Source organism: Paenibacillus macerans, assembly GCF_050565405.1.
In the GTDB taxonomy this organism is placed as follows: Bacteria; Bacillota; Bacilli; order Paenibacillales; family Paenibacillaceae; genus Fontibacillus; species Fontibacillus macerans_B.
This window is the reverse complement of sequence record NZ_JBNYYG010000081.1, coordinates 1-24,016: the sequence shown is the minus strand read 5'-3', so window position 1 is coordinate 24,016 and position 24,016 is coordinate 1. Positions and strand designations below refer to the sequence as shown.

The following is a 24,016-nucleotide window of genomic DNA, read 5'->3' as shown; positions in this document are numbered from 1 at the left end:
TTTTTGTCGTTCGTGACGAATTGTATTCGAAAAATCGAATACAATTTTAACGCCTGGCCGGTACCTTGTAGATTTAATGCAACGCAAGTGTCTATACGGTCCGTTCCATTCCCCAAACTCTTGATTTCGCCGAAATAACGGCTCCGGGGTCCGTTGCTAGGATGAGCGCAAACCTTGTCAAATGATTCCGTAGAGCTGCACACCAAAATGATCAAAGGAGAATCACAGCATGCTGGAAACGATGAAAGGCGCGATCTTCGACCTCGACGGGGTGATCGTCGATACGGCCAAATACCACTATCTCGCTTGGCGGTCATTGGCGCGCCGGCTCGGCTTCGAGTTTACCGAAGCCCACAATGAGCGATTGAAGGGCGTCAGCCGGATGGAGTCGCTGCGCATCCTGCTCGAGGTAGGCGGCGTAGAGGCTTCGGAGGAAGAATGCGAGAAGATGGCCGCGGACAAAAATCGCGAATACGTTGACTTTATTTCCAAGCTGGAGCCGTCGGAAATTTTGCCGGGGGCGAAGGAGTACTTGCTGCAGCTGCGCGAGCGCGGCGTGATAATCGCCCTGGGGTCGGCGAGCAAAAACGCCGGGTTCATCTTGTCCCGGCTCGGCATTGCCGAGCTGTTCGACGCGGTGATCGACGGCACCAAGGTGTCCAAGGCCAAGCCGGACCCCGAGGTGTTCCTCGCCGCCAGCGCGGCGCTTGCGCTGCCGCCGTCCGAATGCGTCGTGTTCGAGGACGCGGAGGCGGGCGTGCAGGCGGGCAAGGCCGCCGGCTGCCGGGTGGTCGGCATCGGCAGCCCGGACATCCTGGCCGCCGCTGATTTAGTCGTCGCCGGCTTGCACGAGCTGGTCCGGAAGTAGCAATGTATAGGAAAGGGCCCCCGACAACTATCGGGGACCCTTTTTCGATTCGTGCAATATTCTCATGCAGGGCGGACCGCTGTCACTTCTCCTTTTTGCCATACATCGCCTTAGATTCGTGGATCGGGTGTTTAAGCAGCTCGCCCAACAAGCTCAGGTTCTTGAGTTCGTCAGTAGCCGTAAATTCATCGATATCATCCGCTTCATAAAGGGCCGAGGCCGTTTCTCCTTTGGAGTAAGGCTCGTTCGGATCTTCCGTAATCCACAGGGCATCCCGGGAGGTTTTGCCTTTAAGCTCCTGAAAGAGCGTAATGACATCATAAGAATCCAACCCTATCGCTTTAAGAAGTTCATCTTTATCTTGTCTGTCCATAGGGAAGATCCGATCCTCCATCCAGCGCAGGATGGCCTCCTCCGAAGGTTTGGCGGCGGAATCCAGAGCCGCTTTCCCGTTTGCGAACGTATAGGGGAATAAACCGGGAGGATAAACCTTGAGCACCGACAAATGGCGTAAAGCGGATTTAATGGGAATATATTCGAGCTTTGTTTCTGTAATGACGAGACGGCCGATGACGATATCGCTTTGCTTAACGAAATATCTCACAAATATACCCCCATCTCCTAGGAATAAATGCTATGACTAAATCATACCATACCGGACTCATCACCGGCTTATATCCTTCCACGATGCTTAACAATTCGTCCGAGCTTACGTCAAAGTTGACTCCGGTAATTGCTCTCTTACAAATTCAAAGTTTTGTTTGTCGGGAAAGAAAGTAGACATGTGATAGAAGTCCATCTCTTCTCCGAACGAATGCATATTGGAAGCTTGTCCCTATTTTTAGGTCCATTATAATACGCGTTATATTTAATTGAAACCACAGACTGCTGCTTGTCGGATGCCGTCCAGCAAAAATTATAGCTGGCAAGAACCCGAAAATCTCCTACACTAGGAGTAAGGTTGGCAACGTATCCCGCGCGAATCGGAGGAACCGCCACGATCTCCGTAGGAACGCGCATACTTGCCGGTTTTCATAATTGCTATAGTTAAAGAGGTTGTTCAAAAAGTCGTCTTTTGATCACGAAGCAGGCCAGGAAGTGATTTCGACGTCGAATCTTGAATTCAGCCGGGTCTTCCGTTGCTCACGTAGGTTTGCCTACGCTGCGCTACTCAGTCCCTAGCTTCATCCAACCTTCTCGGTGCTGAAACCCCGATTTATTGAACTCGTACTTAAAGTGACCGGAGGTGCAACGCAGTGAACGCAGGCTTCAAAAACCCGTTGACGCAGATCAGTTTGAAGCAGCAGATGATCCTGGTCTTTCTGGTGCTGGTCGTCCCTCTGTTCATTTTGAACTCGTACGGCAATTACCGGACGGATCAGATATTGAAACGGAATGTTTCGGGCGCCTACATCGAGCTGAATAAACAAAACTTCAAACTGATCAGCAGGGACATTGAATCGATCAACAAGGTAGCCTCGACCGTGTTTCAACATCCGCTGGTTCAGCAGTTGAACCCGGCCGAAGAAGGTACTATGCTCGAACGCGTCAAAAACTACGAGCGTCTGGAAAATTTGCTGAACAGCTACTCCGAGGAAACCGATCAGCAGGAACCGCTGTATTATTCGCTGTTCGTGTACGACCCGTCGAATTCCTATTCCTTCGCGCCGTATTACCCGGAGTCGATGAAAGCAGGGGTTTATTTTTTCCTCGAACACGAGAAGCCGGAATGGTTCGACGAGGCCGTCGCCAGGAAAGGGAACGGCTATTTGCGGTTGATCGAGCATTTGTCGCCGCCGACGAAAGGGCAAAAAAACCAGCATACCCTTGCTTATGTGCGGGCGATCAACAATATCGACAAAGGCGGGACGATCGGCGTGCTGGTCGTATCGAACGTCGACGCGCGAATCGGCGAATCCTTGCAAACGGTTTCGATTCCGGAAGGCGAGTTGTACTTCACGGATTGGGGCAACCGGATTTTGACGGCAACCGTCCCGGAAGTAGGCCAGGTGCTGGACCTGCCGGCGGAAGCGGATGTGGGAAGCTCCGTCATCGGGGCCAAGGATGTCATTACCAATGAGTTCATTTATGTCATTAATTATAATGCGGTGCTTCAGCAAAAGCTGATTTATAAGGTTCCGCTCAAGGCGCTTTTGCAGCAGCAAAATGAAATCAAGCGGATTATTTTGCTCATATCCGTGGCTTATTTTGCGGTAGGACTGATCATGATCCTGTATTTCTGGCGGGCGTTGATGACGCCGCTGCAGCGATTGGTCTATTTCGTCAGAAGGTATGAACCGGGCAAGGTCGTGCCGGAAACGCCGAAATGGCGCCGGAACGACGAGGTCAGCGTGCTTGTCTCGACCATTTACGAGATGGCGCGCAGGCTGAACGGTCTGGTGCATTACAAATATCAGATGGATATCAAGCAAAAAGAAGCCCAACTGCAAATCCTGTATCAGCAGATCAATCCGCATTTATTGTACAACACGCTCGAGAGCATCTATTGGAAAAGCACGATGGAGGGCAATACGTCCTCCGCGGAAATGATCAAGGAGCTCTCCAAGCTGATGAAAATCAGCTTGAGCCGGGGCCGGGAGCTGATTACGCTCGAAGAGGAGCTGGAGCACGCTTCCGCTTATATCAAGCTGCAGGAGCACCGGTACGAGTACGGTTTCCGGGTGACCCGGGACGTTCCCGCCTCGCTGCACGCTTGCGCGATTCCGAAAATCACGCTCCAGCCATTGATTGAGAACGCGATTATTCATGGCGTTAAAAATATGGGGGAAGACGGCGAAATCGCCATCCGTGCCAAGGAACAAGAAGGCCGGGTGGAGATCGCCATCGAGGACAACGGCTACAAAGCGGTCGATTTCGCGGCGATCGACAAATTGCTGAACGACGAGAGTCCAAGCCCGTCCGTCGGCTATGGCATCCGGAATATTCACCAGCGCATCCGGCTGCATTTCGGGCTCGAATACGGCTTGAAGTACGCGGCCCGTCCGAATGGCGGAACCGTCGTGACGATCACGCTGCCCAAAACGGAAAATCCGGGCGAATAACAAAGAGGGGGAATTTGCATGTACAACATCCTGGTCGTAGACGATGAACCGCTCATTTGCAAAGGGTTAGCCGGGTTATTGACGTCGTCGGGCCTGGGAATCGGCCAAATCATCACGGCCCATAACGGTCATGAAGCGCTGGACTACGTGAGAATGGAAGATATCGACCTGATCGTGACGGATATCCAAATGGGCGAAATGAACGGGATCGAGCTGATGCATCAGGCGAAAATCCTCAAGCCATGGGTGCAGACGATCATCATTTCGGCCCATGAGACGTTCCAGTATGCGCAGATGGCCATCCGACTCGGCGCCAAGGATTATTTGATCAAGCCACTGAACAGCGAGCAGTTTCTGGATTCCGTGCGCAACGCGCTGCTGAAAATGGATAAGCCGGTCCCGCAAATGGAGGAGTGGTTGTCCCGGGACAAGGCGTATTTCCGCATGGAGGAGCCTCGGCCTGAACGCATCGAGCGGCTGAAGGGTTTGCTGGCGGATTCCTCAGAACTCGCGGAGATGGAGGACGAAGCCGGAGATACGGCGAAGCTTGGGCTGTCCGGGCCTTATTTTTCCGTGATCAAAATGAAATTGGCCCTGCCCGGGGAGAAAAATCGAACCGAATTCAACGATCGGGACGTCCGGCTGTTTCAATACGCCGCGCTAAACATCGTCGAGGAGCTGCTGCACCAGGAATGGAACGCCTTGTCTTTTTATACGCGCGATTTGGAAATCGCCGTTATCGTGCAATGGAACGAAACGGACTACGCCGAGCCCAGCGTCAACAAAATCAACCAGCTTGAAATGATCGGGCGCAGCCTGCATCACCATGTCCATAAATATCTCGGCCTCTTGTGCACCGTCGGGATCAGTCAAATTTTAAAGGGCGTTCAATATCTTGACGCCTTAAGCCGCCAGGCGGACAAAGCGATCCTGTGGAGCGGGGAACAAGGGGATTACCACGTGTTTTACTACGGCGACTACAATTGGCACAACTATGCCCAGGATCCGTCCCAAGAGGAACTGCATACGCAGAACAACCGGATCGTCGATAGCGCCAAGGAATACATCGAGGAGAACTACAGCCAGAAAGGGCTGACCATTCACGAGGTCGCCAAGAAGAACCATGTCAGCCCGAACTATTTGAGTTATCTGTTCAAGAAAAACACCGGGTACAACCTTTGGGAGTATGTCATCAAGCTGCGGATGGAAGAAAGCAAATCGCTAATTTTGAATACGGATTTGCGCCGTTATGAGATCGCGGAGCGGGTCGGCTACGAATCGCCGGAGCATTTCAGCAAAATTTTCAAAAAATATTTCGGCGTCAGTCCCAGCGAACTGAAGAAGTAAGATCGAGCATACTTCACATAGTTTTAGACATGTTCGCGGATCTCCCTCTTTTCTACAATTACATAGAGGTGGTTAACTCGTTCTAACAGTAGACACTACGAAGAAAAGAGGGAGACAGATGGGGGAAACGGCCTATTCGCCGAAGAGCATGCAGCAGCAAAACACGGTAAAACCAACCCGAATAAGTCCGCGGCGGGGTTCGAGCTGGAAAAAATACATGACGGGTTATTTGTTTCTCGTACCGGCGATCGCCATATTTATCGTCTTTTTATGGGTGCCGATCATCAAAGGGATGGTCTATAGTTTTTACCATATCGATTTCGTAAACGGGAACACGTTCGTCGGGTTGGACAACTATATCACGGTGCTGAACAATCCCGACGTGCTTCTCTCGATCCGAAATACGCTTTATTATATGCTCCTGTGCCTGGTGATCGGGTTCTGGGTGCCGATCGCGGCTTCCATCGCCATATCGGAGCTGAAATTTTTCCAAGGCTTCGCACGGATTGCGGCCTACCTGCCTTATGTGGTGCCCGGGGTCGTCTTGTACGGCCTGTGGAGATGGATGTACGATCCGGTCGGTCCGATCAATGCGCTGCTCGGATTATTTGGCGTCGACCCGGTTTCGTTCGTTTCGGACCCGAGCTGGTCGATGGTTTCGCTGGTGTTCATGGAAACGTGGCAGCAGTTCGGCTCGGCCATGCTGATCTATTTGGCCGGGGTGCTCAGCATTCCTCGGGACTGGTACGAAGCCGCCGAGATCGACGGAGCCGGGGTATGGAGCCGGATCAAATACATTACGCTGCCATCGATGCGGAACCTGATCGTCTTGATGCTGATCCTGCAGCTGATCGGGACCTCGCAGGCTTATCAGTCGCAACTGGCGATGCTGGACGGCGGTCCGAACAAAGCGACGCTGACCTATGCCCTGCTGACGGTGAAATACGCGTTCACCCAATTGGATTACGGCTCGGGTACGGCGCTGGGCGTCTTGATGTTCCTGGTATTGGCCGTACTTGGCGTTCTGCAATTCAAGCTGAACAGGGAGGAGTACTAGCATGAAAGAAAGAGGGATTTTGTCGCCGTCCGATCTGCGAAAGCCTTGGAATCGAATCGTTTACGGATTCATGGTATTCTGCGTCGCCGTAATGGCGGTAACCATGCTGTACCCGATCGCCATGACGCTGTTCAACGGGCTGAAGAGCAATCCGGAGGTGAACTCGTTTCCGCCGCATTTCTTCCCGCAGGAGTGGCATTGGGAGAATTTCGCCAAAGGCTGGACGTTTATCGATTTGCCCACTTACCTGAAAAATACGATGCTGATCTTTGCCGGGAATCTGATCATGACCATTTTGGTGCTTGGCCTTGCCGCATTCAGCATCTCGCGGATCCGCGTCCCCTTCGGCCGGGCGGTCTATTTCTTTATTCTGATGACGTTGTTCATTCCGGCATCCAGCTACATGATTCCGAACTTCGTTAACCTGAAGGAGCTCGGGCTGCTCAACTCCTACTGGGCCTTCTGGCTTCCGGCGGGCGCCAGCGCTTATTATTTCCTGCTGATCAAAAATTTCTTCGACGGCATCCACCCGGAGATCTTCGAAGCGGCCCGTATTGACGGGGCGTCGGAGTGGACCAGCTTCATTCGGATCGCCGTGCCACTGTCGGTGCCGATTTTCGCGACGTTGGCCATCTTTATTTTCTCGAGCGCCTGGAATGACTGGTTTTGGCCGTCGCTCGTCATGCAAACCGAAGACAAGTATACGCTGGCTACGGCCATTTACAAATACGTCGTCGCCGCGCGCAGCCTGGACACCAACGTAAAGTTCACGATTTTGTTCATGGCGATGATTCCGCCGATCTTCGTCTTCCTGGTCTTCCAGAAATTCATCATGCGCAGCGTCAGCTTGTCCGCAGTGAAAGGATAGCGTTTTCAACATCGTAGGCATGCACATGAAAGGAATATGATTACACATCGATTGCTAAATCGTTCTCTTTTAAGATGAAGATGTCATTTTGAACAACCTCAACAAACTATTTTACGAAAAGGGGAGTTTCAATGCGTAAGTTTTCAACCATTATGATGTGCCTTGTGCTGTTCGGTTCCTTGCTCTCGGCATGCGGCGGCGGAGCCAAAAACAATGCGGAAGGCACCGGCAACGACGGAGCCGTCAGCACGAGCGGAAACGGAGGCAATGGCGGCAACGAGGCCGGTACCGCAGGGGAAGCGGACGACATAACAGAGCGCAAGGTCACGCTGAAGATCCACTATCCGCTCCCGGACGAAACGACGCTGCGCAAGCAGGAGGACGATAAAATCGCCCGCTTCACGGCGAAATACCCGAACGTAACGATCGTCAAAGACGATTGGGATTACGACGTCAACGAAATCGGAGCGAAGATGGCGTCCAACGAAGCGCCGACGTTCTATAATACGTGGGCGACCGAAGCCCAATTGCTCGTGGAACGCGGCTGGGTGGCCGACATCACCGAGCTTTGGAACAACTGGGAGTACAAGGACGAGATCAATCCCGTGCTGCAGAACCAGTTTATGGTTGACGGCAAGGTATACGGGGTAACGCAAAACGGTTACGTCACCTCGACGGTCATCAATAAGAAACTGCTGGATGAAAAAGGCGTGCCGGTTCCGGCGTTCGATTGGACCTGGGACGATATGTACAATACGGCGAAAGGCGTTGCCGATCCGAAAAAAGGCATCTCCGGCATCGCTCCGATGGGGAAAGGGAACGAAGCGGGCTGGAACTGGACGAATTTCCTGTTTGAAGCCGGAGGCGACATCCAAACGAGCGAAGGCGGAAAGTTGACGGCGGTATTCAATTCCGAAGCCGGAGTCAAAGCGCTGGATTTCTACAAAAAACTGCGCTGGGAAGCAAATGCGATCCCGCAGGACTGGGCGCTGGGCTGGGGCGACGCGATCAGCTCCTTCAAGCAAGGCCGGACGGCCATGGTCATCGCCGGGGCGTTTGACGTGATTCAGGCGGCGCTGAACGAAGGCGGCATGAAGCCGGAGGACGTCATCGCTTATCCGATGCCTGCGGCGGAAAAAGGCGGCAAGCATTACGGGATTTTGGGCGGGAACTATCTCGTCATCAACCCGAACGCAACGAAAGACGAGCAGGAAATGGCGTTCCGCTACATTACGTTCGACTACTTCACCGACGATGCGCTGAAATCGGTGGAGGATACGATCAAAGCCCGCAAGGACGAAGGCAAATACTATATTCCGACGCCGCTGGAATATTTCAGCGAGGATTCGGATTACGCCGCAAAGGTGAAAGCGATCTACGACAAATACGACAACGTGTACAAATACGATCCGCAGCTGTTCAGCCTGCTGGAAGGCAAGCCGGAAGCGCAGTTCGGCACGCAGGACTACTACGCCACGATGTCCAACGTCGTACAGGAATCGTTCTCGAAGAAGGGTACCGACTCCAAACAGCAGCTGGACGTAGCGGCCAAATACGTGCAAGAGAACTTCTTCGATAAAGCTCCGCAACAATAAGCGGGCTTACCTTGAAATAAGGCAACTACAGATCGTCAAAAAGGCCGTCCCCGAAGTCTTGTATAGACTGGGACGGCTTTTTTGCATTGATGTCGGTTATCCTGCGCTGACGAGCGAGGAGAGGAGGAACAACCGGGGAAGAGCGGAGCCTTACTTTGCCGGTCAAGATTTTGAGCAAACCAACCAGACGGAGTTTAACGGACTCCAGAGCCGTTAAATGCCTTAAAACGGAGGCCTTCCAATTGTAACGGACCGAGATGACGTTATTAACTACAAATCGAGTCAATTGGTCTTGTTTGGAGTTGAATAACGTCTCCTGAGTCCGCTACACCGGGAAATAGCCGGGAAATGGACGATTAGCGTCGCTCAGGTCCGTTAGGAGTGTGGAAGGCAGGGTGGGATTGTAGCGAATCGGCTGCAAGTTGCTTGTGCTGCCGCCCGGCGTTACCCGCTACGCCGCCGACGCCGTATCCGTCGGTTGCCGCTTGGCGCGCGATTGGCGGCCCAGCACGAAGCCGACCAGGGAGGCCATCATCTGCTGGAATACCATGCCAAGCACGACCGGGACGGCAACGGGAGCGGGGAAATAGGTGACGGCAAGGACCGCTCCCGCGCTGATGTTGCGCATGCCACCGTTGAAGACGAGCGCAACTTTGTCGGCATCGCCCAGGCCGATGAGGCGTGAAAGGCCAAAGCCGAGCAGATAACCGACCGAAGCCAGGGTGACGATGATCGCCGCCAGCCCAAGCAGGCGGGGGCTGAAATCGGTCAGGTAAGGGGCGACGACCGCGCCGTTGATCGCGACGACGACCGCCATGGCCAGCTTGGAGAACGGGTTCAGCCACGGGCCCCAGGACGCGATGACCGCGCCTTTGCTCCACTGGTTCAGCACCATGCCGATCAGCGAAGGCGCGACGATCATCCACAACAGGCTGCCCATCATCGCGGCGGTGTCGAGCTGCACGCTCGTGCCGACCAGCCACGACAAAATGCCGGGCACGACGAACGGAGCCAGCAGCGTATCGATCAGGATAATCGAGAGGGTCAAGGCGATATTGCCTTTGTAGATGCCGACCCATACAAAGCTGCTGACCCCGGTCGGAATGGCCGCGGCAAGAATGAATCCGGTAATCGTATAGAAATCCCCGGGGAAGGCTAGATGCCCCAGGCCCATGGCGATCAAAGGCATGGCCAAATGGAGGATGAACAGGCAGAGAATCAGAGGAAGCGGCTTTTTGAGCACGTTCAGGAAATCCTTGAAGCTGAGGCTGATGCTTCCGGCAAAGGTCATAAAGGCGAACAGCCACGGCGACAAGTAGGTATAAGCGGACAGATAGCTCCCGCAAAGCACGCCTATCAAGATGCTGGAAGGCGTGATCAAAGGCATCATTTTGTTTAGTTGACGGTTCAACGCGTGCAGCATGGCGGGTGACTTCCTTTGTTATGAGCTTCTTGTAGTATAGAACTTCTGCAGGGAATCGTAAATGGGACAGTGCCCGGAGACTTGCAGGATGGAGGGAGGAGGACGCGAAAAAGAAAACCTCCGAAACGGCGCATCCAGCGCGGTCTCGGAGGTGATTCCCGTTTACTTCCCGGCGATCTCCTTGAACGAAGCCTCGGCGGCTTCCAGCGTGAAGTCGATGTCGCTCTCCGCGTGCGCGGTCGTCAGGAACCAGGCTTCGTATTTCGACGGGGCGAGGTTGACGCCGTGGTTCAGCATCGCGCGGAAGAAGGCGGCGAACGCTTCGCCGTCGGTGTCCTGCGCCTCGTCGTAGTTCGTGACCGGATGGTCGCAGAAGTGCGTCGAGAACGAACCGCGGATGCGGTTGATCGTCAGCGGCACCCCGTGCCGGCGGGCCGAGTCGGCTAGGCCGCCGGTCAGCTTCGCGGCGAGGCGGTCCATCTCGTCGTAGACGCCGGCGCCCTGCAGCACCTCAAGGCAGGCGATGCCGGCGGAGATGGAGGCGGGGTTGCCTGCCATCGTCCCGGCCTGATAGGCCGGACCAAGCGGCGCCACCTGCTCCATGATCTCCTTGCTGCCGCCGTACGCGCCGATCGGCAGGCCGCCGCCGATGATTTTGCCGAGGGCGGTCAGGTCCGGCCGGATCGCTTCGTGGTTCTGCAGGCCGGCGTAAGTTTGCGCCGAGCCGTAGTGGAAGCGGAAGGCCGTGATGACCTCGTCGTAAATGACGAGGGCGCCGTACTGCCGCGCCAGCCGGCAGAGATCCTCGAGGAATCCGGGCTTCGGCATCACCATGCCGAAGTTCCCGACGATCGGCTCGACCATGACGGCGGCAACGTCGTCGCCCCATTTGTCGAGCGCGTCTTTCAGCGCCGCCGCGTCGTTAAACGGCACCGTGATCACCTCGTGCGCGATGCTGGCCGGAATGCCGGCGCTGTCGGGGATGCCCAGCGTGGACGGGCCGGAGCCGGCGGCCACGAGCACGAGATCGGAATGGCCGTGGTAGCACCCGGCGAATTTGATGATCTTGCCCCGCTTCGTATAGGCGCGGGCGACGCGGATCGTCGTCATGACCGCTTCCGTGCCGGAGTTGACGAAGCGGACCTTGTCCATCGACGGAATCGCTTCCTTCAGCATGACGGCCAAGCGGATTTCCAGCTCGGTCGGCGTGCCGTAGAGCGTGCCGTTCGCTGCCGCCTCATGGATGGCCTTGGTTACATGCGGATGGGCATGTCCGGTAATGATCGGCCCGTAAGCGGCCAAATAATCGACGTACCGGTTTCCGTCCACGTCCCAGAAATACGCGCCTTCCGCTTTTTTCATAAAAACGGGCGCCCCGCCGCCAACCGCTTTAAATGAGCGGGAGGGGCTGTTGACGCCGCCTACGATATGCTTAAGCGCTTCCTCGTACAGATGTGCCGATTGCGATCGGTTCATGTTTCAAAACTCCCTTTCGATAATAGGTTCGGAATAACAACCGTGCTAAGCGCCGAAAAAGCTCCCCCAGGCTCATGGGCTGGAGGAGGCTTCCTGGTTAACACCGTTATTTCCCGAACCGCCGTCGGCGCTGGTTCCCGTTCTGCCGTCGGCGCCGCTATTGCTGTCGCTGTTGTCCCCGCCATTGCCGCCATTTCCGGCTCCTTCGCTATCCTTGGTTCCGGTTTCCTCGCTCTTATTGAATACGTTCTGCACGTATTGTTTCAGTTCTTCGTCGCTGCGGACGCCCAGCACGGACGATCCGCCGACGTTCTCCTCCTGGAGCAGCTCCATCGGCGGAATCTGCTCGCTGGCGACCATTTGGCTGTCGTAGCCGACGGTCGCGAGCTTCCACATGTCCTGCACCGAGAGATTCGTATCGATGTAAGGATTGATTTTCTCCAGGATCGCCGGCAGCTTCATGATCGACGTCGTCGTCTTCATTTTATCCGCCACGGCTTTCAGGAAGTTGCGCTGCCGCTCGGTCCGCGTGTAGTCGGACAAGGCGTCATGCCGGAACCGGACATATTGCAGCGCGGTTTTGCCGTCGAGGTGCTGCTGCCCTTTTTTCAAGTCGATGTCGAATTCGTGGTTATCCGCTTTACTGGTATAGTGCATGTCTTTTTCGACGTAAAAATCCACCCCGCCGACGGCATCCACCAGCTCGATGAACCCTTGGAAATCCGTGTACAAGTAATATTGGATCGGGATGCCCAGCAGGTCGGAGACCGCCTGCATCGCCGTATTCGGGCCGTGGGTGATCGCCGTGTTGATCCGGTCCGAGCCGTACTCCGGAATTTCCGTGTAGGTGTCGCGCAAAATGGAGAAGAGATAGCCCTTTTTGCTCACCGGGTCCAGGGAGGCGACCAGCATCGTATCCGAGCGGGGGATTTCGCCTTTCTTCAAGCCTCGAGCGTCTACGCCCATCAGCAGAATGTTGACCCGTTCCGTTCCTTCCCATTTGGGCGGCTCGGGCACCTTCGTTTCGGTCGGCTGCACGTTATAGAAAGGGGATTGCTCTCCTTCTTTTTTAAAATTGTCAACCTGATTATAGATCGCGATAAAGTAGTAAGCCGCCACGGCGGCCACAGCGACCAACACTCCGATCACCGACCAGAGGATCGCTCGTTTCGTGCGTTTCGTCATTGGGTTCGTTCCTTTCAAATAAAACGATAAATTCGATTATTATATAGATATACTACATATCATTACATTATAATTTCTTTTATAAATACAATCAATTTCGGGATTAGGAGCCGCCTTAGGAGGAACCAAACATGAAGGAGCAACTGCAGCAAGTGCAAATCGGCAAGCCCGTGCCGGATTTTCGGCTTCCCGCCAGCGGCGGGGGAGAGATCTCGCTATCGCAATTTCGCGGCCGCAAGGTCGTTATCTATTTTTATCCGAAGAACATGACCCCGGCCTGCACCCAGGAGGCCTGTGATTTTCGCGATCTGGGCAAGCTGTTCGGCGAATACGGCGCGGCGGTGTTCGGAATCAGCGGGGATACGGTGAAGTCGCACGAGAAGTTCATCCAGAAGCAAAGGCTGAATTTTCCGCTTTTGTCGGACGAGTCCCATGCGGTTTGCCGGCTGTTCGGCGTGTGGCAGCTAAAAAAACTGTACGGCCGCGAATACGAAGGCATCGTCCGTTCCACGTTCCTCATCGACGAGGAAGGCAAGCTGATCCGCGAGTGGCGGGGAGTGCGCGTGAAGGGGCATGCCGAACAGGTATTGGCCGCCCTTCAGGAAACGAGCCGTTAACCGGCGCATATTTTCATAAGGAAATCGTCTCTGGTTGCCCGGGCGGCAGGAGGCGATTTTTTATTTTCGGCACGGGTCCGGGAAGTCTATTTCTTTCTCTAGCGACATACAATCTACCAGAAAGCCAGATGATTCATATAACAAGAATTTGATCATAGCAGCGGAGGTAGAAGGTAGATGAAAAAACCATGGATTTCCGGACTCATGCTCATTCGTATCGTAATGCTTACAGTGGTGTTGGTCGCAGCGATCAGCTCCCCGCTCGGTTTGCAGCCGTCGGGATGGCCCGAGGTGAAGGCCCATGCCCAAAAGGAAAATTCGTCGCAGCGGGCCGGGGAAGACCCGGCGCGCGCATTCGCGTTGATGAACGGTTTATCGCAGGTCTCGGCAGCGGGCGTTGCGGCGACGGTAACGGCTGCGTCTTCCGCAGCAAAGGCGGAGGCTTCGTCCGCCCGTGACGCGTCGCATGCCGCCTTGGCGGCGGCCAAGCCGCAGAAGCAAACGGAGATCACGGAGGAAGAGTCCGGCGGCAAAACCGTGTATCTGACCTTTGACGACGGCCCCGGTCCGCTGACGGACCAGGTGCTTGAGATATTGCAGGACGAAGGGGTAACGGCCACCTTCTTCGTGCTGGGACAGCAAGCCAAGCGCTCCCCGGAAGTGATCCGGCGGATCGTCGACGGCGGCCATGCGCTCGGCAACCATACGTATAACCACGATTACGATGCGCTGTACGACAGCTTCGGCCATTTCTGGAAGCAGATCAAGGCGACCGAAGAGGTGCTGCGGGAAATCACCGGCAGCCGCACGCAGCTGGTGCGGGCGCCCGGCGGAACGTACGGGCATTTCGACAAGACTTATTTCTCGCTGCTGGAGCAAGGCGGGTACAAGGTGTTCGATTGGAACGTGGACAGCGGGGATTCCAAGCGCAAAGGGGTTCCGGCGTCAGAAATCGTCAGCAACGTCGTGACTTCCAAGCTGCAGGAACGGGTCGTCGTGCTGATGCATGACGGGGGCGGCCATGCCGAAACGGTGAAGGCGCTGCCGCAAATCATCAAGTTTTACAAAAAGCAAGGTTATGCGTTCCGCACCTTGTCGCCGGACCAAAAACCGGTACAGTTCACGCTGGACCCGTCCATGGATAAGAAGCATCGTTCCGCGCCGTCCGAAGCCTGGGTGCTGGCGAACGTCGCGCCGAACGCCGCCCTGTTCGCCCCGGATCTGCCGCTGACCGTGGAGGCGGGGAGCGTGCAAACCCGCCTGGACGCCGGGGAATACGCGGTGGTCGAAGGACAATATCTGGTGCCTGTCCGAACGGCGATGGAGCGTTTGGGAGCCGGAGTTTATTGGAGCGAGCCGACGCAAAGCGCCTTTATCGTCTGGGGAGACAGCTCCGTCGTGGCCGACACCCGGCGCGGCGTGCTGACGGCCGAGCGGGCCGACGGTACATACGCCGAATACGCGGCCGCATTCGAGCGCAAAAACGATGCGCTATGGGTTCCGCTGAGGCCGCTATTGGAGGCGGTGGGGCATCCGATCCTGAAGGTGTCGTCCACTCCGGAGGAACGCCGGGTCAAGGCGCTGTGAACAAACAGTAACCGAGCTGTAACCGACCGAATTCCTTCGGCGATCAGGGGCTCATTTTCCTGTACGCTGTCCGCATCTCTCGATTCTCTCTCTTCCATGTCTATTTCCGCTAGTTTCTGGGGAAACTGGTTGATAGATTACTGCCATGGCCTAGAATTGGAGGGGGAATTGCGATGAATCAGGATCAAGCCCAAGAGCTGCTGGAGCGGCTGGTGAACCGGGTAGATCGCGTTATTGTTGGAAAAAAAGCCGAGATCGAGCTCGCGGTAGTCGCGATGCTGTACGGCGGCCATATTTTGCTCGAAGACGTGCCGGGGGTCGGGAAAACGATGCTGGTCCGTACGCTGGCCGCCTGCATGGGAGGTTCGTTTGGCCGAATTCAGTTTACGTCCGACCTGCTGCCTTCCGATGTGACCGGCGTGACGGTATACCATGCGCAGAACGGCCAGTTCGAATTCCGGCCCGGCCCGATATTCGCGAATATCGTGTTGGCCGATGAAATCAACCGTGCGGCGCCGCGGACGCAATCGGCTTTATTGGAAGCGATGGAAGAACGGAAAGTGACGATCGACGGGGTAACCCGGGCTTTGCCGAAGCCTTTTTTACTGCTGGCGACGCAAAACCCGCTGGAATACGAAGGAACGTACCGCTTGCCGGAGGCGCAACTGGATCGGTTCCTCATGCGGTTGACGCTCGGGTATCCGAAGCCGGAGCAGGAGATCGATATGCTGGGGCGGTTGCAGGACCCGCAGGCGGCTGCGGAACTGAAGCCGGTCTTGTTGCCGGAGGAAATGGCCGCCATGCAGCGTCAGGTCCGGGGCGTGCTGGTCGACGACGTCATCAAGCGGTATATGGTGAGCGCCGCCGACGCCTCCCGCCGGCATCCGCAAATCGCGCTTGGCATCAGTCCGCGCGGTACGCTGGCCTGGATGGGCGCTTCTCAGGCGATGGCCTATTTCAAAGGGCGTACCTTCGTGACACCCGACGACGTGAAGTCCGTAGCGACGGCGGTGTTGACCCATCGCTTCGTCCTGAGAACCGAGGCCAAGCTCGCCGGCATTCGCGCGGAGCAAGCGCTGGCCGATGTGCTGGCCAAGGTCGACGTGCCGATTTACGCCCGGATTTCGGGGGCAACGCCATGAGGGGCGGAGGCTGGACTTGGGCTGCGGCGATCGCGGCGGCGGGCGTGTTGGGCGTTTGGTATTTTTGGCGCGGCGGGGCTTCGGCCCTGTTCTTGCTGCTGCTAATCGCTTTGGTGATGATTCAGGGGGCGGTCGTGCAGGGGTTCGGGCCCAGACGGATTCAGGTTGTCCGCGCCTGGCAGCCGGGTTACCCGGTAGCCGGGGAGGAAGTCGCCGTGACGTTGACGGTTCGCTGCGCCGGGGGACTGCCGTCCTTTTGGATGCGGGTTGAGGATGAGCTTGCCGCCATAGGCGGCGGGCAAGGTACGGGCCGCCCGGGCGACAAGGGGGGCGGTTTGTTTTTTGCGGGCTTCAGGAAGGAATATCACGGAACTTATACGATCAAAGCCCTGGATCGGGGCGTTTATAAAGGAACAGCCGTCCGGTTGACCTGGGGCGATCCGTTCGGCTGGTTCAAGCGCAGCCGGCTCGTCGAAACGGAGGAACTGCTGGTCGTTCATCCTGTACCGTTGGCCGCGCCTCCGCCGGAGTCCGAGGAACGGGGCGAGCAGGATGGCGGGGGAGTGATCCTGCCCAAGCTCGTCGCTTCGTCTCCGGCTCCCGGCCGCTTGAGACCTTACGAGCCGGGCGAACCGCTGCGGCGGATTCATTGGAAGTACTCGGCCAAGAAAGGGATGTTGCTGTCTCGCATTCCTGAAGAACAAGGGATCATGCCGCGTTATTTGCTGCTGAGCGCGCGGAAGGAGGACTATGTTTCCTTCGGAAACGGCGGTGAGGTCCCGGCCGCGTCGAAAGCAGGGGCTGAACCAAGGCCACAGGTCGGTGCCGTGTCGCGCTTCGAGCTGGCGGTTTCCGCCGCGGCCACCTGGCTGCAGCGCGAAGCGGGTGAGTCCGGCGATTTGATGTTCAGCCACGGCGCGATGGAGGGGTCCTGCAGGACCTCCGGCTACGAGGGACTGTACGACGGCTTGGAGCAGTTGTCCGGACTTCGGTTCGGGACGGGTTTGTCCGCGGAGGCCTTGCTTCGGCGGGATTGGTCCCGGTTGTCGGCCCAGGGGCAGAGCCTTACCGTCATTACCGGCAGACTCACTCCCGGACTGACCGGCAGCGTGCTGCATTTGGCCGAGCTGGGCGTGGCCGCGGAAGTTTGGTGCGCCAGCGGGCTTTCCGGCCCGGACCAACCCGAGCTGTTGGCCGCCCGGTTGCGGGAGAGGGGCGTGGCCGTCATTGATCTCTCGGCCTATCGGCGCGAGATCCGGCGGAAGGAGGGGAGCGGCCATGCCAGTGCCTAATCTAGGAACGACGGGCGAATCGTCTTCGAACGCGGCCGTTCTTGGTCGGAGAAACGGCCAAGCCGCTCTTTCCGCGGGACGGCGCATCGTGATTTCGCTGCTGCTGTTCGGCTTGTTCGGAGAATGGCTTTATCCGCTGAACGCGCTGATACAGGGGGGACAAACGGAAATCATCTCGCTGTTCTTTGTCCTGACCGGCGCGCTGCTGCTGCTCGGGTGCCTTCGCGTGCCTTCCGGCCTGTTCGCTTTGCTTCCGCCGCTGCTGATTGCCGGATCGATGCTGTATCTGTATGGAGAGGATGGAGGTTTGTCCTGGTTCTCCGCTTATGCGCAGATGCTTGGCGCCGATTTGCAGGAATTCCTGGCATCGGGAAGATTGTACGGCATCAGCATGGAGACGCGGGCGCTGTTGCTGTTGATCGGTTGGACGCTGCTGGTCGTCTCCGTGCATATGCTGGCGCTCGGACGACAGAGCATCTTGTTGTTCCTGTCGGCGACGATCGTCTACTTGCTGGCTTTGGAGGCCGCGGCGGGATTGGAGCTTTATCTGGGGGTGATCCGTTCGGCGGCGCTGGGGCTATTGCTGCAGGCGACGGCGTTTTACCGTTCCGAGCCCGGCCCTAATCGGGGGATCGGAGCCGTGGCCGGCTCCGGGATCGTTCTGGCTTGCGTCGCAGGGGCGGCTTTGCTGAGCTCGCTGCTGCCGCTGCAGCCGGTGCGGGCGATTCCCTGGGAGCAGGTGGTCCGAAGCCTGTCGGACTGGAGCGGGGCGGACCTTGCGAATGAGCCGGGAAGCGCAGCCGCCTTCAGCGTCTCCGGTTACGGCCATGACGACACGAAGCTGGGCGCGCCGCTGCGTTTGCGCCATGATCCGTATTTCACGGCCTTGTCTCCGTATAATACGTATTGGCGCGGCGAGAGCAAAAGCGTCTATACCGGCCGCGGCTGGATGCAGCCTGCGGGGGCGGAGCCGGCAGGTTCGGAGGAGGTGCCCGCTTTGGCCGGAGAAGACTCCAGCGGCGATGCCGCGGATAAAGGCGAGAACGGCAAAGAGCTAATCCGCCAGACGGTGATGTTCAAGGAGCCGTTAACGGGCAGGGTGGCGTTGTTATCCGGCGGTCTCCCCGTGGAAACAGAGCGGATCATCGCCGGGGACCGGACTCATCCGGTTCAGCTGGACCCCCGTTATGATGCGCTGGCCGATGCTTTTGTCATCGATTACGCCGCGCCGGCGGAGCAAATTTACGGTTATGAGCTGACCGCCGAGGTACAAGCGTCTTCCGCTCTCGCCCTGCAAAACGCTCAAGGGTCGGATCCCGCGGATATTACCGGGCGTTTCCTGCAGCTGCCGGATTCGTTGCCGTCTCGGGTAAGGGAGTTGGGCAAGCAGCTGGTTGCCGGAGAAAGCAGCCGATATGATGCGGCGAAAGCCGTGGAAACCTATTTGAAGCATCGCTATGCGTACAGCCTGGATTCGAAGGTTCCGCCGGAAGGATCGGACTTCGTTGACCGCTTTTTGTTCGTGGACAAAATCGGGTACTGCGATCATTTCTCCACGGCGATGGTGATTCTGCTGCGCAGCGGCGGGATTCCGGCCCGGTGGGTCAAAGGCTTTGCCCCGGGAGATCCGGCACCGGCTGGAGGGAGCGGCCTTGACGAAGCTGCCGCCGGCTCCGGAATCGGCATCGTTGAGACGGCGGTTGGCGGGAGCGAGACGGAACCTGAGGCGGCTTTGAAGCGTTATACCGTCACCTACGCCGATGCGCATTCCTGGGTGGAAGTGTACTTTCCTGAAGTCGGGTGGGTGCCCTTCGATCCTACGCCGGGGTATGGCGAGACGATCGCCGCCGGAATCGGCAGCCTTCCCGGCGGCGAGTCCGGGGCGGCTCCGGAATCGGCATTCCCGATGTTGGCCAAAGTGAAAGAGGTCGCCGAATTATTGAAGCCCGAGCTTAGCGCCATGGCCGCCGATTGGTGGGCGAAGCGGAGAGCCGGGATGAACCCGGTCGTCTGGACGGCCTGGGCGTTGGCGGCCGGATTCGCGTTCATCGTCTTGCGGGAGCTCAAGCAGCGCGGAGACTCGATTCAGTTAGGGTTGTATTTGCTTATGACGCGGCGCCGCTTTCCGGGACGGAGGGAGCTATTATTTGCGGCGGACCGGGTGTGGCGCGAGCTGGCCTTGGTTTACGGTCCGAAACCGCCGGACATGACGGCCAGAGAATACGTACAGGCTGCTTTCCGCGAAAAGCCGGGTTTGGCGGAATCCGCCGAAGAGTTTGTGCGCATTTGGGAAACCGTGTATTACGGGGGATTGCGGACGGAGCGGACGGATAGCATGAATTTTCTGAAACAGTGCCGAAAATTGGCGCTTCTCCGGCGCTGATACTCCGAGCCGACTTCCTTGACGACCTGTTTTGTCGTTTCGTATAATAGGTGTCATAATTTGAGGGAGGCTCGGTCATGAATAAGCCAAATGAAATGATTGTGGTCCTTGATTTCGGAGGACAATACAATCAGTTAATTGCAAGAAGGATCCGCGATTTGGGCGTGTACAGCGAATTGCTGCCGTTCAATACGCCGGTGGAGCGCCTCCGGGCGTTGTCGCCGAAAGGGATCGTGTTCTCGGGCGGACCTTCCAGCGTTTACGCGGAGGATGCCCCGCACATCGATCCGGCGGTATATGATATCGGCGTGCCGATTTTCGGTATTTGCTACGGCATGCAGTTGATGGCTCAGCAGCTCGGCGGCAAGGTGGAGCGCGCGGCGAAACGCGAATACGGCAAAGCGGACGTTGATTTTGCCGAACATTCGGCTTTGACCCGCGGGCTCGAAGCGAAACAAACGGTTTGGATGAGCCATGGGGATCATGTGACTCAGCTTCCCGAAGGGTTCGTGGTGGATGCGTCGACGGAGCATGCTCCGATCGCCGGTTTTGCCAACCCGGACCGCAACATGTACGGCGTACAATTTCACCCGGAAGTCAGACATTCGGTGCACGGCAATGAAATGATCCGCAATTTCCTCTATGAAATCTGCGGCTGCGAAGGCAACTGGAGCATGGAGACGTTCATCGAGGATGCGGTGCGCGACATTCGCGGCCAGGTCGGCGACAGCAAAGTGTTGTGCGCTTTGAGCGGCGGGGTGGATTCTTCGGTCGTGGCGATGCTGATCCATAAAGCGATCGGCGATCAGCTGACCTGCATGTTCATCGATCACGGCTTGCTGCGCAAAGGCGAAGCCGAAAGCGTCATGGAGACGTTCGTCGGCAAATTCGATATGAAGGTCGTCAAAATCGACGCGCGCGAGCGGTTCCTTTCCAAGCTGGCCGGCATCGGCGATCCGGAGCAGAAACGGAAAATCATCGGCAACGAATTCATTTACGTGTTCGACGAAGAGTCTACTAAATTTGACGACTTTAAATTCCTGGCGCAAGGCACGCTGTATACCGACATTGTCGAAAGCGGCACCGCAACGGCCCAAACCATCAAGTCCCACCATAACGTGGGCGGTTTGCCGGAAGACATGAAGTTCGAACTGATCGAGCCGCTCAAAACCCTGTTCAAGGACGAGGTGCGCAAGGTCGGCGAAGAGTTGGGCCTGCCGAAGGAAATCGTGTGGAGACAGCCGTTCCCTGGACCGGGGCTGGCGATTCGCGTTTTGGGCGAAGTGACGGAGGACAAGCTGAAGATCGTTCGGGATTCCGACTATATCCTTCGCGACGAAATTGCCAAAGCCGGGCTGGACCGCGAGATTTGGCAGTACTTCACGGCGCTGCCGAACATGCGCAGCGTAGGGGTTATGGGCGATGCCCGTACTTACTCCTATACGGTAGGGATTCGCGCCGTGACGTCCATCGACGGCATGACCGCCGACTGGGCCCGCATTCCGTGGGACGTGCTGGAGAAAATCTCCGTGCGGATCGTCAACGAAGTCGATAACGTCAACCGGGTCGTGTACGACATTACGTCGAAGCCGCCGGCGACGATCGAGTGGGAATAATCGAGTGTGCAAAGGTTGCTTGGTCTTGAATGAGACGAAGCAGCCTTTTTTTTTTGCGCGGGACAACCTGTTGAGGGGTGGCGATGACTACCGGGAATGTCAGTTTTTGTGGGGGAAACGGTCGTATTTTCACAATTCCTTCAAATGGCGAACAATAACGGGCTATTCTTTATCGAATATTCGTTTTTTCTGTTGACAATCCCGGAGCCTCCGCCTAGAATAAGTCATGTAATAAGCCTTGATCACAGGGCTTGTCAGGATATCGACAATGACAACTTAATCCTTTTCGTATAATTCCGGGAATGGGCCCGGAAGTCTCTACGAGGTCACCGTAAATGATCTGGCTACGAAAAGAAGAAGCGCTTCATAAGCTGGGATCCGGGATGGATCGGTTATCCGAATCCGCTCCGGCATGCCTTGGCCAGGCCGTAAGGCTGAAATGACGTTTCTTCTGGATGTAACGGTACCCGGGGAGGATTCTTACCTCGGGCTTTTTGTCGTTTTCCGACTTAAGGGTAGTTCAAAAAGTCATCTTTTGATCACGAAGCAGGTCAGGAAGTGGATTCGATGTCGAATCTTGAATTCAGCCGGGCCTTCCGTTGCTCACGTAGATCCATCTACGCTGCGCTACTGACGTCCCTAGCTTCATCCAACCTTCTCGGTACTGAAAAGCCGACTTTTTGAACACGCACTAATTAAGGGGGAGAAATTTTATCATGGATCGTTTTTTTAAGCTGAAACAGAACGGTACAACGGTACGTACGGAAATTATGGCCGGCTTGACCACGTTTATGGCCATGGCTTACATCCTTACGGTCAACCCGAACACGCTGACGGCCTTCGGTCAGATCGACATGGGCTGGTATTCTGTTTTCTTGGCGACCGCGCTTTCGGCCGGGATTTTTACGATCGCCATGGGTCTTTTCATTAACTTTCCCGTAGCGCTTGCGCCGGGCATGGGTCTGAACGCGTATTTTGCATCCGTCATCCTTTCGTCGGCTACTACGGATCATCCTTTTACTTGGGAAATGGGCTTGACTGCCGTATTCATTTCCGGTTTGATCTTCATTCTTCTTACGTTGACCAAAATTCGCCAGATGCTGCTGGACGCGGTACCGGATTCGCTCAAGCATGCCATTACCGTCGGGATCGGCTTGTTCATCACCATTATAGGTCTGAAAAACAGCGGCCTGATGACGATCGGCGTGGAAGCCGGAAACGACATTGCCGCACACACCTTCACGGACGTTCTTTCCTTTGAAACTGTCATCCATTTAGGCAGCTTGGAAAATACAGATGTGCAGCTCGCTTTAATCGGCCTGTTGCTGATCGGCATTTTGATGGTGCTGCGGGTTCGCGGCGCGATCCTCCTGGGTATTCTGGGCACGACGGTTGTCGCTTTGCTGATGGGAACGGTGGATTTTGGTTCTTTCACCAATCCGCAAACGCCTTGGGTTCCGGACTTCACGCAAATCAACTTCATGAAATTTGACTGGGACGGCATCCTGCATACAGGTATTATTTCCGCAATCGCTACATTTACTTTCGTGGAATTGTTTGATACATTTGGCACTTTGGTAGGTACGGCGTCCCGCGCCGGCATCATGAATGATCCGGAGGAGGGCAAGAAACGCGTCGGCAAAGCCATGCTGGTGGATGCAGCGGCCGTAACCGGCGGCGCTATGTTGGGTACGTCGACAACGACGGCTTATGTTGAGAGCGCGGCGGGCGTCGCCGAAGGCGGACGTACCGGTCTGACCGCACTGACTACGGGTCTTTGCTTCCTGGCCGCTTTGTTCCTCGCTCCGGTTGCGGCCTTGATCCCCGGTTCCGCAACAGCGGCCGCTCTGATTATCGTCGGCGTGCTTATGGTTCAATCGATCCGCGAGATCGACTTTCAAGACATGGTCGTGGCGATTCCGGCATTCTTGACGGTTACGATGATGCCATTCACTTATAATATCGCCAACGGCATTTCGTTCGGGATCGTGTTTTATGTAGTACTGGCTTGCGCAGCGAATTTGCTCGGCAAGAAAAAATACGATATCCACTGGTTGATGTGGGTGTTGTTCGTACTGATCATTCTTCGCTATGCCTTCCTGGGCAGCCAAGGATAATCGAAGAACTCGGCCTTCCGCAAGCCTGCATTCCTCTATTAAGGAGTGCAGGCTTCTTTTTTATATAGTAGATAAATGCGGCGGCAGGTTTGAAAAACCGATTTCCAAGTATTTCAATTTGTTTTTGTTCGGCGGGTCTGGTATATTATAAAAGTCGCTCAAACGACGAGGGATTAAATGCATTACAAGCTTGAATAACAGATTCGATATTCTCTCGAAAAAAAGTTCTTGCTTTTATGTTTTAATCCTGATATATTATAAAAGTTGCCGCTGAAACAACGGTAACGAACGAAAATGAAGTTGATCTTTGAAAACTGAACAACGAGTGAGTATAAAAATGAGAAGAAATTCTCGTCAGTTTTTCTAAATGAGCAAGTCAAA

At 56.0% G+C, this 24,016-nt stretch carries 17 protein-coding genes and 1 riboswitch; of the genes, 13 read left to right on the top strand and 4 right to left on the bottom strand.

Annotated features, from left to right (window positions below; genetic code table 11):
• The first annotated feature begins 229 nt into the window (after positions 1-229).
• The gene (gene pgmB / locus ACQ4N8_RS26420; protein ID WP_430707347.1) at positions 230-868 is read left to right on the top strand and encodes a beta-phosphoglucomutase; all 639 of its coding nucleotides are present in this window, start codon (positions 230-232) and stop codon (positions 866-868) included.
• Between the two features lie 82 nt (positions 869-950).
• On the opposite strand, the gene ACQ4N8_RS26415 is transcribed toward pgmB, so the two are convergent.
• On the bottom strand, positions 951-1,472 hold the full coding sequence (locus tag ACQ4N8_RS26415) for a hypothetical protein (RefSeq protein ID WP_430707346.1): 522 nt from the start codon (positions 1,470-1,472) through the stop codon (positions 951-953).
• Between the two features lie 652 nt (positions 1,473-2,124).
• Between ACQ4N8_RS26415 and ACQ4N8_RS26410 the strand changes: the two genes are divergently transcribed.
• The 5 genes from ACQ4N8_RS26410 (at position 2,125) to ACQ4N8_RS26390 (ending at position 8,797) form a co-directional block, all read left to right on the top strand.
• Positions 2,125-3,930, top strand: a complete 1,806-nt coding sequence (locus tag ACQ4N8_RS26410; RefSeq protein ID WP_430707345.1) for a sensor histidine kinase — start codon at positions 2,125-2,127, stop codon at positions 3,928-3,930.
• A gap of 18 nt (positions 3,931-3,948) precedes the next feature.
• Positions 3,949-5,277 carry a response regulator transcription factor gene (locus tag ACQ4N8_RS26405; RefSeq protein ID WP_430707344.1) on the top strand — a complete coding sequence of 443 codons (1,329 nt, stop codon included), beginning with the start codon at positions 3,949-3,951 and terminating at the stop codon, positions 5,275-5,277.
• Between the two features lie 118 nt (positions 5,278-5,395).
• Positions 5,396-6,334, top strand: a complete 939-nt coding sequence (locus ACQ4N8_RS26400; protein ID WP_430707343.1) for a carbohydrate ABC transporter permease — start codon at positions 5,396-5,398, stop codon at positions 6,332-6,334.
• 1 nt (position 6,335) lies between these two features.
• Entirely contained in the window at positions 6,336-7,202 is an 867-nt protein-coding gene (locus ACQ4N8_RS26395) for a carbohydrate ABC transporter permease (protein WP_430707342.1), read from the top strand.
• Between the two features lie 131 nt (positions 7,203-7,333).
• Complete coding sequence (locus tag ACQ4N8_RS26390) at positions 7,334-8,797, top strand: ABC transporter substrate-binding protein (protein ID WP_430707341.1); 1,464 nt, start codon at positions 7,334-7,336, stop codon at positions 8,795-8,797.
• Positions 8,798-9,248: 451 nt separating this feature from the next.
• Here ACQ4N8_RS26390 and ACQ4N8_RS26385 read toward each other — a convergent pair whose 3' ends face one another.
• The 3 genes from ACQ4N8_RS26385 to ACQ4N8_RS26375 form a co-directional block, all read right to left on the bottom strand.
• Positions 9,249-10,220, bottom strand: coding sequence for a bile acid:sodium symporter family protein (locus ACQ4N8_RS26385; protein ID WP_430707340.1), 972 nt, complete (start codon positions 10,218-10,220; stop codon positions 9,249-9,251).
• Between the two features lie 162 nt (positions 10,221-10,382).
• A complete protein-coding gene (locus ACQ4N8_RS26380) occupies positions 10,383-11,696 on the bottom strand; it encodes a glutamate-1-semialdehyde 2,1-aminomutase (RefSeq protein WP_430707339.1) in 1,314 nt (437 codons plus the stop codon).
• A gap of 72 nt (positions 11,697-11,768) precedes the next feature.
• Positions 11,769-12,881, bottom strand: a complete 1,113-nt coding sequence (locus ACQ4N8_RS26375; RefSeq protein WP_430707338.1) for an LCP family protein — start codon at positions 12,879-12,881, stop codon at positions 11,769-11,771.
• Positions 12,882-13,012: 131 nt separating this feature from the next.
• Here ACQ4N8_RS26375 and bcp point away from each other — a divergent pair, with 131 nt between their 5' ends.
• From bcp to ACQ4N8_RS26340, 7 genes are all read left to right on the top strand, one after another.
• Positions 13,013-13,498 carry a thioredoxin-dependent thiol peroxidase gene (gene bcp / locus ACQ4N8_RS26370; protein WP_430707337.1) on the top strand — a complete coding sequence of 162 codons (486 nt, stop codon included), beginning with the start codon at positions 13,013-13,015 and terminating at the stop codon, positions 13,496-13,498.
• Between the two features lie 177 nt (positions 13,499-13,675).
• Positions 13,676-15,085: a polysaccharide deacetylase family protein gene (locus tag ACQ4N8_RS26365; RefSeq protein ID WP_430707336.1), complete on the top strand. Its 1,410-nt coding sequence runs from the start codon at positions 13,676-13,678 to the stop codon at positions 15,083-15,085.
• Between the two features lie 173 nt (positions 15,086-15,258).
• Positions 15,259-16,227 (top strand): AAA family ATPase, encoded by a 969-nt coding sequence (locus ACQ4N8_RS26360; protein ID WP_430707335.1) that lies wholly within the window; start codon positions 15,259-15,261, stop codon positions 16,225-16,227.
• Complete coding sequence (locus ACQ4N8_RS26355; protein ID WP_430707334.1) at positions 16,224-17,519, top strand: DUF58 domain-containing protein; 1,296 nt, start codon at positions 16,224-16,226, stop codon at positions 17,517-17,519. The genes ACQ4N8_RS26360 and ACQ4N8_RS26355 overlap by 4 nt, the downstream gene beginning before the upstream one ends.
• On the top strand, positions 17,506-19,902 hold the full coding sequence (locus ACQ4N8_RS26350; protein WP_430707333.1) for a DUF4129 domain-containing transglutaminase family protein: 2,397 nt from the start codon (positions 17,506-17,508) through the stop codon (positions 19,900-19,902). Before ACQ4N8_RS26355 ends, ACQ4N8_RS26350 begins: the two co-directional genes overlap by 14 nt.
• Before the next feature lie 77 nt (positions 19,903-19,979).
• Positions 19,980-21,518: a glutamine-hydrolyzing GMP synthase gene (guaA, locus tag ACQ4N8_RS26345; RefSeq protein ID WP_430707332.1), complete on the top strand. Its 1,539-nt coding sequence runs from the start codon at positions 19,980-19,982 to the stop codon at positions 21,516-21,518.
• Between the two features lie 266 nt (positions 21,519-21,784).
• Positions 21,785-21,885, top strand: a riboswitch (purine riboswitch).
• A gap of 349 nt (positions 21,886-22,234) precedes the next feature.
• Positions 22,235-23,635, top strand: a complete 1,401-nt coding sequence (locus ACQ4N8_RS26340) for an NCS2 family permease (RefSeq protein ID WP_430707331.1) — start codon at positions 22,235-22,237, stop codon at positions 23,633-23,635.
• Positions 23,636-24,016 lie beyond the last annotated feature (381 nt).